The sequence below is a fragment of the Bradyrhizobium sp. CCBAU 51753 genome, from assembly GCF_015291565.1.
GTDB lineage: Bacteria > Pseudomonadota > Alphaproteobacteria > Rhizobiales > Xanthobacteraceae > Bradyrhizobium > Bradyrhizobium ivorense.
This window is the reverse complement of record NZ_CP030037.1, coordinates 5,948,772-5,964,446: the sequence shown is the minus strand read 5'-3', so window position 1 is coordinate 5,964,446 and position 15,675 is coordinate 5,948,772. Positions and strand designations below refer to the sequence as shown.

Genomic DNA, 15,675 nt, shown 5'->3' with positions numbered 1-15,675 from the left:
ATTGAGAGTCCTTTTAGTCGGCGTGGCCGAAAACCCTGGCGAAGTTGTTCCTGATCTGCCCGCCGGTTTCTGTTGCGAGCTTCCGGCCGAGTTCGCGCAATTCCTTGTTCTGCTCGGATGCCATGGCGAAGGCCTTGCGGGCCTGCTCGGTGGACAAGGTCAACACATCGGTTGCTGACTTGCTGTCGAGGAGATCGGCGTAGAAGTCGAGCGCGGAGGTGACATTGGCGTGTGAGATTTCGATCAGCTTGAGCCCGTAGTCGGCCGTGCCTCGCGCATTGCATGAATACGTTTCGTCCAACGCCTCGGCCATCTGTTGGCAGGCGGTTCGCGCGCGGGCAAAACCCTGATCGGCAAGATCGCCGACCACGCCGGGCAAGCCCATCTTCGGGAAGCCGAACAACGGCATTCCAAAAACATTCGTGCCGTTCGCCGGGTCTTTCATTTCGCTTTCACTCAAGGCGCAGTCTCCTTCGCAGGCGAAAGCGTTCCTCGCAACGCTCGCTCGCGTCACGAGAGCCAACGCTCCGTGTTCAATTCAGATTTTGGGTGAGCTTCGATTTCAGTCCCGAGGCTACTGTGCGGGAGGAAAGCGGGACTGTCGGTTCGATTTGCGACTCTCGCGCAGAATTTTTTTTAAAGTGTCAACTCACACCAACGTATATTTGCGGGGTGCTGTGCATAACGTGGATATCCTGAGCAGCAGGAGACTGCTTCTTCAGCGTTAGATTGTGCAAAGCTCTGCGTTGGACGGCGTATCGCTTCTGCGATGCTGGCACTGGTCTCAGGCCCAGAACCTTGCACCGTAACCGTCAGCTCCGGTGACGACCTCGGCACAATGACCAAGCAAAACAAAAACCCCGGCATCGCTGCCGGGGTTTTGCATTTCTTCGATTGCCTGAGAGGCCGGACCTTAGAAGTCCATGCCGCCCATGCCGCCGCCCGGAGGCATTGCGGGGCCGGCAGCGGCCTTCTTCGGCAGCTCGGCGACCATCGCTTCCGTGGTGATCAGCAGCGCTGCAACCGAGGCAGCGTTCTGGATCGCGGTGCGCGCGACCTTGGTCGGGTCGATGATGCCCTTCTTGACGAGGTCGGCATATTCGCCGGACTGGAACGGTGCATGATCGCTATCTTCACTGTCGATATCGGGCTGGGCAGACAACTCCGTAAGCATCTTCCATTTGCTTGGTGAAGTTAGACCATATTGCAGAATGATGGCTAGTGTTTGATGAACATTGCGTATAATCGATTGATATATAAGGAAAATTATTTTCCGTCTTAATCGGAAAATAGATCGTCATATACCGAGACGCGTTGAATTAGAGAGGTTTCCACAACCAATATCTGTCGAAGCCCGACTCTCGGTTGCATTTCGGGCCAGCGTTCTCTATATGTATCGGTGCGCGGGTCGCTTCAACTAGGATTTCTTATGATGAGTGAAGATCGAGAGTTGTCTGCTATGGGGCGGGTATTGGAGGTAATGGAGCCTCTTGAGGGTGAGGCTCGAAAACGTGTGCTCGTGTGGTTGACTCAAAAATTGGGGATTGAGCTGTCGCTACCTCAGCACGACCGTCAGCCAGTAGCGGTCCAGCCTCAAAGTCTCTCGAAATCATTCGATCTTTCGACCGATACTATCGCAAATATCCTTGAGGCCAGTTCAGGAGCCGATCTTATTATTGCTGCTGCGGCACAGCTTCATTTTGTCCAAGCAAAGCAGCGGTTCACGAGAAGGGAAATTACAGCTGAGATGAGGACGGCTCCAGGTCATTTCAAAGAGGCTTTCTTGAACAACTTATCGACGTATCTAAAAAGCCTGACCAAAGCCGACCGTTTGAGATTGGTGGCTGCTGATACATTCGCGTTGTCGAATAAGGAGCGCCAAAGCCTTCAAGAGAAACTCGTAAACGCTGCCTAATGCCGCCACTCGGATGAGAGAAGGGCATCTCCGATGGAATTAGACCGAGAGCTGAAAGCGATGGGACTGGTGCTCGCCGCCTTGGATCCATTGGAGGTCGAGGAACGGGCGAGGGTAATTGCTTGGGCCACGCAAAAGTTTGGTGTCCAGGGGCATCAAGCTCTGAAATTCAACGATCAAAACTCCAAATCGAAGTCTTACGATCGGTTCGGAGCTGAAGCAGACGCCGGAGGAAGCCCACCCCTATCTGGTAGAGGCACTTCCTGGCTGCGGCAAAATGGATTGAATTCACATCAACTTTCTGAAGTCTTTCATTTTGAAGATAATCGCGTGGAGATCATTGCGGCCGAAATCCCAGGGGCCTCGGTCAAAGATAAGGTTAGGAACACGTATATCCTACTGGGGCTTTCCAACCTGTTCGCCACCGGGACGCCGACTGTCGTTGATGCGCTAGGTCGGTCTGTGTGCCAGACGTTCGGCGTCTACGATCGGACAAACCATTCCAAGGCCTTCAAAGGCGGAAATGAGCTCACAGGTTCAGTGAAGAGCGGTTGGACCGTAACCGTCCCAGGATTGCGGTATGCCGCGACGCTCGTTAAGCAAATGAGCAAATCAGGTGATTGATCCCTCGAGTTTGCTAAAGGCCGTTCCTGATGGCCTCCGCGTGCCGCTGATCACGAGCTACAGGGAAATTAGTGCAAACTATGTTGAGCACAGGTGGGAGCCTGCGGAGCTGAATGGCGGCAAGTTCTGCGAGATCGTATATTCAATCGTTCAGGGTCAGTTGTCGGGCACGTTTCCGAGCGCTCCGTCTAAGCCCGCGCGGATGGTCGATGCCTGTCGTGCGCTTGAACAAATACCGCGCGACCTGAATCGCACAGGCGATCAGAGCTTGAGAATACTGATTCCCCGAGTGCTGCCGATCCTCTATGAGATCCGAAATAACCGTGGGGTTGGCCACGTAGGTGGTGACGTCAACCCGAATTTTCTTGACGCTACCGCCGTATACGGAATGGCTAGCTGGGTTCTCGCCGAGTTGGTGAGAATTTTTCACGGTGTCTCAACCGAACATGCTCAAGATGCAGTTGACGCGCTGATCGAGCGTAAACATCCCATCATTTGGGAACTCGGAGACGTGAGACGCGTTCTTGATCCCAAAATGGAAAAGAAGGATCAGGCTCTCCTGCTATTGCATCAGCGGCCCGGCTGGGTTCAGGATTCGGATTTGTTTCGATGGGTCGAGTATAGCACTCTCACAAACTTTAGACGAGTTGTGCTTAAGCCTTTTCATGCCAAGCGACTAATTGAGTACGATACGAAGTCCCATCGAGTTCAGATATCGCCTCTAGGTGTTCAAAAAGTCGAGAGAGAGATCCTAAAGTCTCGGGCCTAACGGAACTGCGTCGACGCTGTCATTCGGCCATCCTCGCGTGCGGGACCGCGAGCAAAAACAAAAACCCCGGCATCGCTGCCGGGGTTTTGCATTTCTTGGATTGCCTGAGTTGGCCGGACCTTAGAAGTCCATGCCGCCCATGCCGCCGCCCGGAGGCATTGCGGGGCCGGCCGCGGCCTTCTTCGGCAGCTCGGCGACCATCGCTTCCGTGGTGATCAGCAGCGCTGCAACCGAGGCAGCGTTCTGGATCGCGGTGCGCACGACCTTGGTCGGGTCGATGATGCCCTTCTTGACGAGATCGGCATATTCGCCGGACTGGGAGTCGAAGCCGTAGGTGTAGGCCTTGTTCTCCAGGATCTTGCCGACGATCACCGAACCGTCCTCACCGGCGTTGATCGCGATCTGGCGCGCCGGAGCCGACAGCGCCTTGCGCACGATCTCGACGCCGGTCTTCTGGTCGTCGTTCTTGGTGCGCAGGCCCTTCAGCGCCTCGGAGGCACGGAGCAGGGCGACGCCGCCGCCCGGGACGATGCCTTCCTCGACCGCCGCGCGGGTCGCGTGCATCGCGTCATCAACGCGATCCTTGCGCTCCTTCACCTCGACCTCGGTCGCGCCGCCGACGCGGATCACCGCGACGCCGCCCGCGAGCTTGGCGAGACGCTCCTGCAGCTTCTCACGGTCGTAGTCCGAGGTGGTTTCCTCGATCTGCGCCTTGATCTGGGCAACGCGGGCGTCGATGTCGGCCTTCTTGCCGGCGCCGTTGACGATCGTGGTGTTCTCCTTGTCGATCATCACCTTCTTGGCACGGCCGAGCATCTGCAGCGTGACGTTCTCGAGCTTGATGCCGAGGTCTTCCGAGATCGCCTGGCCGCCGGTCAGGATCGCGATGTCCTGCAGCATGGCCTTGCGGCGATCGCCGAAGCCCGGAGCCTTGACGGCCGCGACCTTCAGGCCGCCACGCAGGCGGTTGACGACCAGGGTGGCCAGCGCCTCGCCTTCGACGTCCTCGGCGACGATGACCAGCGGCTTGCCGGTCTGCACCACGGCCTCGAGCAGCGGCAGCAGCTCGTTCAGCGAGGAGAGCTTCTTCTCGTTGATGAGGATGTAGGCGTCGTCCATCTCAACGCGCATCTTGTCGGCGTTGGTGACGAAGTAGGGCGAGATGTAGCCGCGGTCGAACTGCATGCCCTCGACGACGTCGAGCTCGGTCTCGAGCGACTTGGCTTCCTCGACGGTGATCACGCCCTCGTTGCCGACCTTCTTCATGGCGTCGGAGAGGAACTTGCCGATCTCGGCGTCGCCGTTGGCCGAGATGGTGCCGACCTGGGCGATCTCCTCGTTCGAGGTGACCTTCTTGGAGTTCTTGACGAGGTCGGCGACCACGGCTTCCACAGCCAGGTCGATACCGCGCTTCAGGTCCATCGGGTTCATGCCGGCGGCGACCGACTTGGCGCCTTCACGGACGATCGCGGCCGCCAGCACGGTGGCGGTGGTGGTGCCGTCGCCGGCCGCGTCAGCGGACTTGGAGGCGACTTCGCGCACCATCTGGGCGCCCATGTTCTCGAACTTGTCCTCGAGCTCGATCTCCTTGGCGACGGTGACGCCGTCCTTGGTGATGCGGGGAGCGCCGAACGACTTCTCGAGCACCACGTTGCGGCCCTTCGGACCGAGGGTGACCTTCACCGCATTGGCGAGGATGTCGACGCCGCGCAGCATCTTGTCGCGCGCATCGACCGAGAATTTGACTTCTTTGGCTGCCATCTGAATTTTTCCTTGAGAGGTTTAATCTTGAGGAGGGAGAGCGGGCGCTTAGGCCGCCTTCTTCTTGGAAGCGGGGACGTCGAGCACGCCCATGATGTCGCTTTCCTTCATGATCAACAGGTCTTCGCCGTCGATCTTGACCTCGGTGCCGGACCACTTGCCGAACAGCACGCGGTCGCCGACCTTGACGTCGATGGGGGTCAGCTTGCCAGATTCATCGCGGCCACCCGGGCCGACGGCGATGACTTCGCCCTGCGAGGGCTTTTCCTTGGCAGCGTCCGGAATGATGATGCCGCCAGCGGTCTTCTCTTCGGCGTCGATACGCTTGACCACGACGCGGTCGTGAAGCGGACGGAATTTCATGCAGTCCTCCTAAATATTTGCGGATGCTGTAGATTTTGGAGTGTTAGCAGTCCAGCCGGGTGAGTGCCAGACTGCTGCGCAGGAGATAGGCCAACGCCGGGCGGCGGGCAAGAGCCTCTAGCAGAAAATTTGGCGGCCGGGCGGTGCACTTAGCCGCGGTCGTTCCGGCATGCTTAACGCCGTCTCGCCGGTCGCCAAGGCTGAGAAGCCTTATTAGCAGACGCGGTAAGCTGCTGCCAATGCAAGAGATTTCAACCAACCGTTAAACATTTAGGCTTGTGATGGGTTAGTCGCGTGCGTCACATTTCTCTCATGTGAGCGCATCCATGCCGGTGGTCCGGCGCGCCGGCCGCCATGTGAATGCGCTCCGTCACAGGAGGTTTGGCATGGTATCGCGGGTTGGTGGCGTTGCTTCTGAAGACTTTCGGAAGCAACTGCTCGGATACGGTCTGACGACGGCGCAGATCCTTTACCGGATGCCGGATCATCCGGCGCTGCTGCAGACCTATGTCTGGCAGAACTACGACCTGTTCCCGAAATTTCCGGCGCTGCACGACTTCCTCGCCTTCTGGCAGGAGAAGCTCGAAGGGCCGCTGTTCTCGGTCACGGTGGCGCATTCCAAGCTGATCAAGCCGGCCGAACTGCGCGCCGTCGACGGCGTGTTCCGGCTGCACTGAGGCTGAATTCGGGATCGGTAGCGGGGCTCACCGTCTTGAGCTCGGGCACGGCGCATGTGCGCCTTTGCCTACCCTGCACGGCGAGAAACTGTGCTAGCGTCGCCGCTTCAAAAAAGACGGGAGGTAAACAATGGCCAAGCAAAAGGCGACCTCGAGGCCCGCGGCCAAGACTGCGGTCCGGAAGAAATGGACCGGGCTCACGACAGCCAAATCGTCCGCGCGCAAAACCATCAAGTCGAAGGGCCGCGTCTCGACCGCCAAGAAGACGGCGGCGAAGGCTGCCGCGAAGGCCCGGCCGAAGCAGAGCATCGCGATCAGCCATCACCGCGAAGAGGATTTCAAGGCCGACGGCCTGCGTGCCTACGCAAAGTACCGCGACCTCGGCATCGCCGCGGCCACCCACGGCCTGGCGCAGGCCCATGTGATCCGGCTGCAGGGCCCGTGCAATCCGGAGGAAGTCTCGAAGCTGCATTACCACGACGTCGAATTCCAGATGGTCTACGTGCTCAAGGGCTGGGTGAAGACCTACATGGAAGGCGAGGGCGAGACCTTGATGACGCAAGGCAGCGCTTGGACCCAGCCGCCGCGCATCCGGCACATGATTTTGGACTACTCCGACGACGTCGAACTGCTCGAAGTGATTTTGCCGGCAGAGTTCAAGACGGTGGAGTTGAAGGCGTAAGCGCCCCAACTCGTCATGGCCGGGCTTGACCCGGCCACCCATCTCGCTTCGCAAGATTCGAGTCTAGGGTAAGCCTCGTAGCCCGGATGAAGCGCAGCGAAATCCGGGGCCTGTATCCGCGGTAAGATTCCCGGATTGCGCTTCGCTCCATCCGGGCTACGGTTGCTACGGCTGCGTCAGCACCCCCACGATCGCGCCCATCAAACACGTCGTCAGCGTCCCTGATACGATCGACTTCAACCCGAGCGCGTTGATCTCGTCGCGACGCTCCGGCGCCATGATGCCGAGACCGCCGATCATGATGCCGAGGCTGGCGAAATTGGCAAAGCCGCACATCGCATAGAGCATGATCAGCCGCGAGCGCGGATCGAGCGCGTCTAGCCCGAGTTTTGACAATTCGACATAGGCGATCAGCTCGTTCAGTACGGTCTTGGTGCCCATCAGGCTTCCTGCCGTGACCGCCTGCGGCCAGGGCAGGCCCATCAGCCAGCACACCGGCGCCATCAGGTATCCGAGCAGCCGCTGCAGCGAGATTTTTGCGCCGCCGATCTCGGGCAACAGGCCCAGCATCGCGTTGACGAGATAGACCAGCGCCACCAGCACCAGCAGCAGCGCGACGATGTTGAACAGCAGCTCGAGCCCCGCCGTGGTGCCCTTGACGATCGCATCCATCGTCGAGGAGACCTGCACCTCGGGATCGTCGAGCGATCCGCCGGTGCGCTTGTCGGAAGTTTCCGGCAGCATGATCAGGCTGACCAGGATCGCGGCCGGCGCGCCCAGCACCGAGGCGATGACGAAATGCGCGGCGGCATCCGGGATCAGCGGCGCCAGCAGCGTGGCGTAGAGCACCAGCACGGTGCCGGCAATGCCGGCCATGCCGCCGGTCATCACCAGAAACAATTCGCTGCGGGAGAGCTGCGCCAGATAGGGCCGGATGAACAGCGGCGCTTCCACCATGCCGAGGAAGATGTTGGCGGCGGTCGACAGCCCGACCGCGCCGCCGACGCCGAGCGTGCGCTCGAGCAGCCAGGCCATGCCGCGCACCACCGGCGGCAGCACCCGCCAATAGAACAGCAGCGTCGTCAGCACGCTCATCACGAGCACGATCGGCAGCGCCTGGAAGGCGAGGATGAAGTCGGAGCCCGGCACCTTGGGGTCGAACGGCAGCGTTCCGCCGCCGACATAGCCGAACACGAAGGCGGTGCCGGCCCGCGTCGCGGCGCCGATGGTGCCGACCGCGTCGTTGATTGCGCCGAACGCCGTGGCGACCAGCGGCACCTTGAGCAGCACCAGCGCGGTGACGATGGTGACGGCGAGGCCGATCGCCGCCTGCCGCAGCGACACCGCGCGGCGGTTCTCACTGAGCGCCCAGGCGATCGCGAGTAACGCCACCACGCCGAACGCCGATTGTAATTGCAGCATCACGCCCCCGAAGACTCGTCGCGGGATTATGGCAGGGGTCCCGCACGGCGCAATGCTGTTGCGCATCGAAGCGTTCTCAAGCGAAGTGGGGCCGGTTCGAGTGAAAAGAACGCCTCCAAAACAAGAATCAAGAGCTCCGCTCCGATGTTATCGGAATGCAGCCCTGGCATTACCGGCATTGACAAGTTGCAGGCCGTCGGCCACGCAATCATTCATGTCCTCCATCACGCCGGCCGGTGCCCGCGATCTGCTCGGCCACAGGCCATTCCTGTTCTTTTTGTCGTCGCGCAGCCTGTCGCGCTTTTCCAGCCAGATCGGCGCGGTCGCGATCGGCTGGCAGATCTACGAGCTGACCGGCAGCGCGTTCGACCTCGGCATGGTCGGGCTGGTGCAATTCCTGCCGACGGCGCTCTTGGTGTTCGTCGCCGGCCACGCCGCCGACCGCTTTGAGCGCAAGCGCGTGGTGCAGGCCTGCCAGCTCGCGGAGGCGCTGACCGCGCTGTTCCTCGCGGCCAGCACCTTTGCCGGCACCATCTCCGAGATCCAGATCTTCGTCGCGACCTTCGTGCTTGGGATCGCCGGCGCGTTCGAGAGCCCGGCGACCGCGGCGCTGTTGCCGCTGATCGCCCCACAAGGCTCGCTGCAGCGGGCGACTGCGATCTCGAGCGGCGCCGCACAGGTTGCGACCATCACCGGTCCGGCGCTCGGCGGCTTCGCCTATGCGCTGATGCCGAGCGCGCCCTATGCCGTGATGCTGGTGTTCTGGCTGCTCGGCGCGGCCCTGACCGGCGGCATCGGCCGGCTGCAGCAGGCGCCGGTGAAGGATTCCGGTTCGTCCGACGATCTGTTCGCCGGCGTCACCTTCGTCCGCAGCAACCCGGCGATCCTCGGCACCATCTCGCTCGATCTGTTCGCGGTGCTGTTCGGCGGCGTTACCGCGCTGCTGCCGATCTACGCCCGCGATATCCTGCAGGCCGGTCCGCTCGGCCTCGGCATCCTGCGTGCCGCGCCCGCGGTCGGCGCGCTGTTGATGACGATGGTGCTTGCGCGGCACACCATCAATCGGCGGGTCGGGATGCGCATGTTCCAGGCGGTGATCGTGTTCGGCGTGGCGACGGTGGTGTTCGCGCTGTCGCAATGGATGTGGCTGTCGGCGCTGGCGCTCGCGGTGCTCGGCGCCGCCGACACGATCAGCGTCGTGATCCGCTTCTCGCTGGTGCAGCTCGCCACCCCCGACGCGATGCGCGGCCGCGTCGGCGCGGTGAATTTCCTGTTCATCAACGCTTCCAACCAGCTCGGCCAGTTCGAAAGCGGCGTCGCCGCAGCGCTGCTCGGTACCGTGCCGTCGGCCGTGCTCGGCGGCGTCGCCACCGTCGCCATCGCGCTGCTCTGGATGAAGCTGTTCCCGACGCTGCGCAACGTGGAGAAGCTGGAGTAGGGCTGGCTCCCGCCGCCGTCATTGCGAGCGAAGCGAAGCAATCCACCCTTCCCCGCGGGGACAGATGGATTGCTTCGCTGCGCTCGCAATGACGGTGCTTGTTGGTTCACCTCGCCCCGCTCACGTCTGCCGAAGCCTTGGCGAAGGCGGATGCGGGGAGAGGTCGGATTGCATCGTCAGATGCAATCCGGGTGAGGGGGACTCTCCGCGAGTCGGCTCTCGCCGTTCAGGCGCGGACTCCCGCTCATCCCATGGCGGGGTACTTGCACAATTTCGGAATATTGGAAGAATACCCCTGACTTGCCCGACGTGTCAAGTCGCCATGTCGAGCAGTCGCCATGTCGAGCGTCGCCATGTCGAGCACCGGCCCGCCGGCTACTTTGCATGGGGTTGTTTTCGCCATATTGGCAGTTCGCCCCTGCGACGGGCCCTCATCCCGACCTTCCCAGAGCGAGCTTCGCTCGTCTCGGCCCCGCATCCGCCTTCGCCAAGGCTTCGGCGGACGGGAGCAGGGAGAAGGAGGAAGATCAGCCGCGGCCGACGAACGGCATCTTGGTGGCCATGACCGTCATGAACAGCACATTGGCGTCGAGCGGCAGGCCGGCCATGTAGGCGACCGCGTCGCCGACCGCCTTGGCGTCCATGCGCGGCTCGTGCCTGGTGGTGCCGTCCGGCTGCAGCACGCCGGGGCCGGCGACCATGCGGTCGGTCATCGGGGTTGCGGCGTTGCCGATGTCGACCTGGCCGACCGCGATGTCGTACATGCGGCCGTCGAGATTGGAGGACTTGGTCAGGCCGGTGATGGCGTGCTTGGTCGAGGTGTAGGCCGCCGAGAACGGCCGCGGCGCATGCGCCGAGATCGAGCCGTTGTTGATGATGCGGCCGCCGCGCGGCGTCTGGTCCTTCATGATGCGGAAGGCGTGCTGGGTGCACAGGAACGGCGCGGTGAGGTTGGTGTTGACCACGGCCTGCCACTGCTCGAGCGACAGGTCCTCGAAATTGACCGGCGGCGCGCCCATGCCGGCATTGTTGAACAGCACGTCGAGCCGGCCATAGGTCGCCTTCACCTTGTCGAACAGCGCGGCGATCGCGGCCGGGCTGGTCATGTCGGCGGTGACGCACAGGCTCTTGCCGGCGGGGCCGAGCTTGGCGGTCTCCTCCAGCATCTCGAGGCGGCGCCCGGCGAGCACGACGGTGTAGCCTGCGTTCATCAGGGCGAGCGATGCCGCGCGTCCGACGCCGGTGCCGGCACCGGTGACGAGCGCGATCTTGTTGGTGGCCTCAGACATCTGGTTTCCTCTTACTTGGTTTTTGCTTCGGTTTCGTTCTTGTAGGGCGGCCGCGGGATGTTCTGGTGCGCCGCGCGCAGCGCCGCCGACCAGCGCGAGCGCAAATCGTGGAAATAGGGCTCGCCGGCCTCGATGCGGTGGTTGAGGTCGGCCTCGCAGGCATCGGTGCGGACCACCAGCACGTCGATCGGCAGCCCGACTCCGAGATTGGAGCGCATCGTCGAATCCATCGAGATCAGGCCGGTCTTGAGCGCCTCATAGAGCTCGACGTCGTAATGCATGGCGCGGTCGAGCACCGGCTTGCCGTATTTGTGCTCGCCGATCTGCAGATAGGGCGTGTCGATGGTGCATTCGATGAAGTTGCCGGCGGTGTAGACCATGAACAGCCGCATCCGCGAGCCCTTGATCTGGCCGCCGAACAGGAACGAGACGTCGAAGGAGATGTCCTCGGCGCGCAGCGCATCGCCCTCGTTGGCATGCACGGCGCGGATGGCGCGGCCGATCCGCTGCGCCGCCTGGAACATGGTCGGCGCGTTCATCAGCGTCTCGACCTCGCCGCTGGTCGGGTCCTGCATGCCCTCGGTCAGGGTCGACAGCACCGACTGGCTGATCGCGAGATTGCCGGCGCTGGCAATCGCCATGATGCGATCGCCGGGCTTTTCGAAGATGTGCAGCTTGCGGAAGGTCGAGACGTTGTCGAGCCCCGCATTGGTGCGGGTGTCCGCGATCATGACGAGCCCGTCCCGCACCAGAATTCCGCAGCAATAGGTCATTTCCAGTCCCCGAACGGCCCGAGTTTTCGGCGCCAAACTAGTAGCCAATTTCGGAGGCGCATCCAACCCCAATTCCCCGTCGCGGGAGGGGCGGCGGATGGGGAAATGGTCCTTGGGGCGGGGGCTCGGCCGTGCGTTTCTGGGCGGGATCAGAACCAGTCGAGCATGTTCGACACGATGTAGAGGATCGCGAGCACGAACAGGACGCCGATCAGGAACATCGACACCTCGACGGCGATCGCGCACACGCCGAGCGTGGCGGACACGCCGGCCAGGAGCTTCTCCTCGCGGAAGATCACCGAGAAGACGGCGAGCGCGATCGCAAGCAGGCCGAGGGTGATCGCGGCCAGCGAGAAGTTGCCGTGCAGGCGGCTGCCGAGCGATGGCTCGCGGTGCGGCGCCTGGTACTCGACGCCCTTGAGGCGGGCGATGAGGCGGTCCTTCACGCGCGATCCGGTATCGACCACGACCTGATCGACCGGTGGCGGCGGTGCGACCATGGGGATCACCCACTGCGGCAAAATGGCCGCCATCAGCGCCAGCAGGCCGACAATGCTGCCGATGATTCCAAGCCGGCGGTTGTGCGCAATTGAGGCGGTCATCGAAAGCTATGTGTCAAAGGTCCGATTGCCCTTTAGTTGCCGCCGGTGTCGGCAAGGTTCACGGGCGATTGGGAACCCCGGGATAACCCGGCGCTGAGGCCGGTTTCGCCTGGCGATCTGCGCTGCGCGCATCGGGCAATGAACTGAAGCGCGGGCAATTGCGAGGGCCTTCGCCTTATGCTCGACTGCTCGCACTCGCGACAAACGCGGGTGCGTTTGCGCGGGAAATGACAACAACAAGAAATTCCGGGAGGCGAGAATGGGGTTGAGACTGGCTGCGTGCGTCGCGGCATTGGGCATCGCAGCAGTGGCCGCCAGCCCCGCATCGGCGCAGAAGAAGGGCGGCACTTTGCGGCTCTACCACAACGACAATCCGCCCTCGACCTCGCTGCTGGAGGAATCCACCATCGCCTCGGTGATGCCGTTCGCGGCGGTGTTCAACAACCTCGTGGTGTTCGATCCGGCCAAGGTGCACGAATCCATCGACACCGTGGTCCCCGATCTCGCCGAGAGCTGGTCGTGGGATTCGACCAACACCAAACTGACCTTCAAGCTCCGCCACGGCGTGAAGTGGCACGACGGCCAGCCGTTCACCGCGAAAGACGTGCAGTGCACCTGGCGGATGCTGATCGGCAAGGCCGAGACCCAGGATTTCAAGCGCAACCCGCGCAAGGTCTGGTACACGAAGCTGAAGGACGTCAGCATCAACGGCGACGACGAGGCGACGTTCGAACTGACCGAGCCGCAGCCCGGCCTGCTGACGCTGCTCGCCAGTGCGTTCTCGGTGGTCTATCCCTGCCACGTGCCGCAGCAGGTGATGCGCACCAAGCCGATCGGCACCGGACCGTTCAAATTCGTCGAGTTTCGCCGCGGCGACCAGATCCGCCTGGTGCGCAATCCGGATTACTTCAAGAAGGACCGGCCCTATCTCGACGAGATCACGGTGCGCAGCATCGACAGCCGCGCCACGCGAATGCTGGCGTTTTCGACCGGCGACTACGACATCACCTTTCCCTCCGACGTCAGCGTTCCCCTGATGAAGGACGTCAAGGCGCGGGCGCCGAGCGCGATCTGCGAGATGACGGCGACCAACACCCAGATCAATCTCTTGGTCAACCGGGTCAATCCGCCGTTCGACAATCCGGACATCCGTCACGCGATGTCGCTGGCGCTGGATCGTAAGGCCTTCAACACCATCCTGTTCGAGGGCAGTGCGCGGCTCGGCGGCGCGATGCTGGCGAAGCCGGAAGGCGAGTGGGGCATGCCGGCCGAGGTGCTGTCGACGCTGATGGGCTACAGCCCCGATACCGAAAAGAGCCTCGCTGAGGCGCAAGCGATCATGCAGAAGCTCGGCTACAGCGACGCCAAGCCGCTGTCGATCAAGATCCAGACCCGCAATCTGCCGACCTATCGCGATCCGGCGGTGATCCTCGCCGATCAGCTCAAGAAGATCTACATCGTGGCCGAGCTGGATATTCTGGACACGCCGCGCTGGTACTCGCGGCTGCAGCGTAAGGACTACACGATCGGCCTCAACGTCACCGGCGTCAGCGTCGACGATCCCGATGGCAACCTGGTCGAGAACTATTCCTGCAACTCCGAGCGCAACTACACCCAGTATTGCAACGCCGACGTCGACAAACTGCTTGCCGCGCAGTCGCGCGAGCTCGACAAGGACAAGCGGAGGAAGCTCGTCTTCGACATCGAGCGCATCCTGGTCGACGACGCGGCGCGGCCGATCATCCTGCATTCATCCGCCGGCAATTGCTGGCAGCCCTATGTGCGGAATTTCCATCCGCACGACAACAGCCAGTACAACAATCTGCGCTTCGAGGATGTGTGGCTGGACAAGTGACGGATGCGCAGGGTGGGTAGAGCGAAGTGAAACCCACCATCTCTCCCGCGGCACGAAGCCGATGGGTTTCGCTGCGCTCTACCCATCCTACGGCGGGCCGTCGCTACTCCTGCGCCCGTCCCGCCGGCGCATCGACGAGGAACGCCTCGTCCACGGGCACGCCGAGCGCGGTGACCAGCCGGTTGGTTTCGGCGGCCATGCCGACGATCGCCAGCAGCTCGTGATACTCGGCCTCGGTCATGCCCTTGGCGCGGGCGGCCGCGGTGTGGGAATGAATGCAGTAGCTGCAGCCGTGGGCCACCGAGACTGCGACGTAGAGCATCTCCTTGACCTTCGGATCGAGCGCGCCCGGCGCCATCACCTCCTTGATGCTCTCCCAGGTCCGCCGCAAGGTTTTCGGATCATGCGCCAGCGCGCGCCAGAAATTGTTGACGAAGTCCGATTTGCGCGTGTTGCGGATATCGTCGAAGACGGCGCGCGCCTCCGCCGAGAGTTCGTCATCGGAGAGCAGTTTTACAGTTGCCACGACTTCTCTCTTTGCACCGGTTTGAGACGACGGCGATCATAGCAGTTCAGGCTTCGGTCAGGAGCCCAGAAAATCCAGCAGCGCCGCGTTGAACAGCGCGGGATCCTGCAGGAAGGCGAAGTGGCTGGCATTGGGCAGGATCAGCAGGCCGGCGCCCGGAATGGTCGCGGCCATGTACTCGGTGTGCTCGCGCTTGATGCCCTCGTCATACTGGCCGTCGGCGATCAATATCGGCGCGCGGATTGCGCGGAGCTGCTCGTCGGTCCAGTTCGGCTGGATCTCCCACATTTTCTCGATCTGCTGCAGGAACTGGTCATATTCGCCCGGCGTCGGCGAGAGCCGCTCATACTCTGTCTTGGCCCGCGCGATGAATTGCGCGAAGGTCGGGTTCTTGTCGATGTCCGGCTTGAGGCCCGACGTCTGGGTATTGGCGCCGAACGCGAACACGCGCGTGACCCGATCGGGATGGCGCATCGCCATATCAAGCCCGATGATGGCACCGTCGCTCCAGCCGACGATCGCGGCCCGCGGAATCTGCAGATGATCGAGCAGGGCGACGACGTCGTCCGTCATCAGATCGTAGCCGAACGGCTGTGCGTTGCGGGTGCTGCGGCCGTGGCCGCGGCTGTCGACGCAAATCACGCGATGCCGCCGCGCCACCTCCGGCGCCTGCAGGCCGAAATAGTCGGAATTGGACAGCCCGCCATGGAGAAACACCACCGGGCTTCCTTCACCGGTCTCGACATGGAACAGGCTGATGCCGTTGACCTCGGCGCGTGCGCTGCGCCCTGCGATGGGCGGCGGCGTCGCCGGCAGCATCTGCCAGCGCTCGGCAGCTATGGCGTGCGGGATGCGCGCCAGGCCGAACAGCGCAGTTGCCAGAAAGAGACGTCGGTCCACGGTTCAATCTCCTCAATCGGACGCAATGGTGCAGCGTCCACAGCTTGGCCGCCGATTGTGGAGAGATAAGGATTCCGGG

16 protein-coding genes and 1 pseudogene are annotated in these 15,675 nt (G+C 62.3%); 7 read left to right on the top strand and 10 right to left on the bottom strand.

Features of this window, described 5'->3' with window-relative positions; genetic code table 11:
* Positions 1–13: 13 nt before the first annotated feature.
* Positions 14–460: a phasin family protein gene (locus XH93_RS27280; RefSeq protein WP_246799311.1), complete on the bottom strand. Its 447-nt coding sequence runs from the start codon at positions 458–460 to the stop codon at positions 14–16.
* A 453-nt stretch (positions 461–913) separates the two neighbouring features.
* Positions 914–1,111 (bottom strand): annotated as a pseudogene (groEL, locus tag XH93_RS27275) (chaperonin GroEL); the annotation flags it as partial.
* 321 nt (positions 1,112–1,432) lie between these two features.
* Between groEL and XH93_RS27270 the strand changes: the two are divergent.
* Genes XH93_RS27270 through XH93_RS27260 form a run of 3 tightly spaced genes read left to right on the top strand, consistent with a single transcriptional unit; the run spans position 1,433 to position 3,308 of the window.
* The gene (locus tag XH93_RS27270; protein ID WP_194469857.1) at positions 1,433–1,915 is read left to right on the top strand and encodes a hypothetical protein; all 483 of its coding nucleotides are present in this window, start codon (positions 1,433–1,435) and stop codon (positions 1,913–1,915) included.
* 60 nt (positions 1,916–1,975) lie between these two features.
* Positions 1,976–2,539, top strand: coding sequence for a hypothetical protein (locus tag XH93_RS27265; protein ID WP_194469856.1), 564 nt, complete (start codon positions 1,976–1,978; stop codon positions 2,537–2,539).
* On the top strand, positions 2,532–3,308 hold the full coding sequence (locus tag XH93_RS27260; RefSeq protein WP_194469855.1) for a hypothetical protein: 777 nt from the start codon (positions 2,532–2,534) through the stop codon (positions 3,306–3,308). The genes XH93_RS27265 and XH93_RS27260 overlap by 8 nt, the downstream gene beginning before the upstream one ends.
* Positions 3,309–3,428: 120 nt before the next feature.
* Here the strand turns inward: XH93_RS27260 and groL are convergent, their stop codons facing one another.
* Together groL and groES are read right to left on the bottom strand one after the other, a co-directional pair.
* Complete coding sequence (gene groL, locus XH93_RS27255) at positions 3,429–5,069, bottom strand: chaperonin GroEL (protein WP_139484721.1); 1,641 nt, start codon at positions 5,067–5,069, stop codon at positions 3,429–3,431.
* 48 nt (positions 5,070–5,117) lie between these two features.
* Complete coding sequence (groES, locus tag XH93_RS27250) at positions 5,118–5,432, bottom strand: co-chaperone GroES (RefSeq protein WP_194469854.1); 315 nt, start codon at positions 5,430–5,432, stop codon at positions 5,118–5,120.
* 386 nt (positions 5,433–5,818) lie between these two features.
* Between groES and XH93_RS27245 the strand changes: the two genes are divergently transcribed.
* Positions 5,819–6,109, top strand: coding sequence for an usg protein (locus XH93_RS27245; RefSeq protein ID WP_139484723.1), 291 nt, complete (start codon positions 5,819–5,821; stop codon positions 6,107–6,109).
* 130 nt (positions 6,110–6,239) lie between these two features.
* Complete coding sequence (locus XH93_RS27240; RefSeq protein ID WP_194469853.1) at positions 6,240–6,791, top strand: cupin domain-containing protein; 552 nt, start codon at positions 6,240–6,242, stop codon at positions 6,789–6,791.
* A 165-nt stretch (positions 6,792–6,956) separates the two neighbouring features.
* Here XH93_RS27240 and XH93_RS27235 read toward each other — a convergent pair whose 3' ends face one another.
* Complete coding sequence (locus tag XH93_RS27235; protein ID WP_194469852.1) at positions 6,957–8,213, bottom strand: NupC/NupG family nucleoside CNT transporter; 1,257 nt, start codon at positions 8,211–8,213, stop codon at positions 6,957–6,959.
* A 214-nt stretch (positions 8,214–8,427) separates the two neighbouring features.
* Between XH93_RS27235 and XH93_RS27230 the strand changes: the two genes are divergently transcribed.
* A complete protein-coding gene (locus XH93_RS27230; protein WP_194469851.1) occupies positions 8,428–9,651 on the top strand; it encodes an MFS transporter in 1,224 nt (407 codons plus the stop codon).
* 527 nt (positions 9,652–10,178) lie between these two features.
* Here XH93_RS27230 and XH93_RS27225 read toward each other — a convergent pair.
* From XH93_RS27225 to XH93_RS27215, 3 genes are all read right to left on the bottom strand, one after another.
* A complete protein-coding gene (locus XH93_RS27225) occupies positions 10,179–10,940 on the bottom strand; it encodes an SDR family oxidoreductase (RefSeq protein WP_139484479.1) in 762 nt (253 codons plus the stop codon).
* A gap of 11 nt (positions 10,941–10,951) precedes the next feature.
* A complete protein-coding gene (locus tag XH93_RS27220) occupies positions 10,952–11,713 on the bottom strand; it encodes a proteasome-type protease (protein ID WP_194469850.1) in 762 nt (253 codons plus the stop codon).
* A 149-nt stretch (positions 11,714–11,862) separates the two neighbouring features.
* Positions 11,863–12,315 (bottom strand): hypothetical protein, encoded by a 453-nt coding sequence (locus tag XH93_RS27215; RefSeq protein ID WP_194469849.1) that lies wholly within the window; start codon positions 12,313–12,315, stop codon positions 11,863–11,865.
* A gap of 259 nt (positions 12,316–12,574) precedes the next feature.
* Between XH93_RS27215 and XH93_RS27210 the strand changes: the two genes are divergently transcribed.
* The gene (locus tag XH93_RS27210; protein ID WP_194469848.1) at positions 12,575–14,170 is read left to right on the top strand and encodes an ABC transporter substrate-binding protein; all 1,596 of its coding nucleotides are present in this window, start codon (positions 12,575–12,577) and stop codon (positions 14,168–14,170) included.
* Positions 14,171–14,273: 103 nt separating this feature from the next.
* Here the strand turns inward: XH93_RS27210 and XH93_RS27205 are convergent, their stop codons facing one another.
* Positions 14,274–14,696, bottom strand: a complete 423-nt coding sequence (locus tag XH93_RS27205) for a carboxymuconolactone decarboxylase family protein (RefSeq protein ID WP_194469847.1) — start codon at positions 14,694–14,696, stop codon at positions 14,274–14,276.
* A 57-nt stretch (positions 14,697–14,753) separates the two neighbouring features.
* The gene (locus XH93_RS27200) at positions 14,754–15,596 is read right to left on the bottom strand and encodes an alpha/beta fold hydrolase (RefSeq protein WP_371814794.1); all 843 of its coding nucleotides are present in this window, start codon (positions 15,594–15,596) and stop codon (positions 14,754–14,756) included.
* Between the last annotated feature and the right edge of the window lie 79 nt (positions 15,597–15,675).

Excerpts from the sequence above, each read along its gene's own strand:
- XH93_RS27270 (WP_194469857.1), top strand. The coding sequence starts at position 1,433 with ATGAGTGAAGATCGAGAGTTGTCTGCTATGGGGCGGGTATTGGAGGTA.
- XH93_RS27265 (WP_194469856.1), top strand. The coding sequence starts at position 1,976 with ATGGGACTGGTGCTCGCCGCCTTGGATCCATTGGAGGTCGAGGAACGG.
- groL (WP_139484721.1), bottom strand. The coding sequence starts at position 5,069 with ATGGCAGCCAAAGAAGTCAAATTCTCGGTCGATGCGCGCGACAAGATG.
- groES (WP_194469854.1), bottom strand. The coding sequence starts at position 5,432 with ATGAAATTCCGTCCGCTTCACGACCGCGTCGTGGTCAAGCGTATCGAC.
- XH93_RS27245 (WP_139484723.1), top strand. The coding sequence starts at position 5,819 with ATGGTATCGCGGGTTGGTGGCGTTGCTTCTGAAGACTTTCGGAAGCAA.
- XH93_RS27240 (WP_194469853.1), top strand. The coding sequence starts at position 6,240 with ATGGCCAAGCAAAAGGCGACCTCGAGGCCCGCGGCCAAGACTGCGGTC.
- XH93_RS27235 (WP_194469852.1), bottom strand. The coding sequence starts at position 8,213 with ATGCTGCAATTACAATCGGCGTTCGGCGTGGTGGCGTTACTCGCGATC.
- XH93_RS27230 (WP_194469851.1), top strand. The coding sequence starts at position 8,428 with ATGTCCTCCATCACGCCGGCCGGTGCCCGCGATCTGCTCGGCCACAGG.
- XH93_RS27225 (WP_139484479.1), bottom strand. The coding sequence starts at position 10,940 with ATGTCTGAGGCCACCAACAAGATCGCGCTCGTCACCGGTGCCGGCACC.
- XH93_RS27220 (WP_194469850.1), bottom strand. The coding sequence starts at position 11,713 with ATGACCTATTGCTGCGGAATTCTGGTGCGGGACGGGCTCGTCATGATC.
- XH93_RS27215 (WP_194469849.1), bottom strand. The coding sequence starts at position 12,315 with ATGACCGCCTCAATTGCGCACAACCGCCGGCTTGGAATCATCGGCAGC.
- XH93_RS27210 (WP_194469848.1), top strand. The coding sequence starts at position 12,575 with ATGGGGTTGAGACTGGCTGCGTGCGTCGCGGCATTGGGCATCGCAGCA.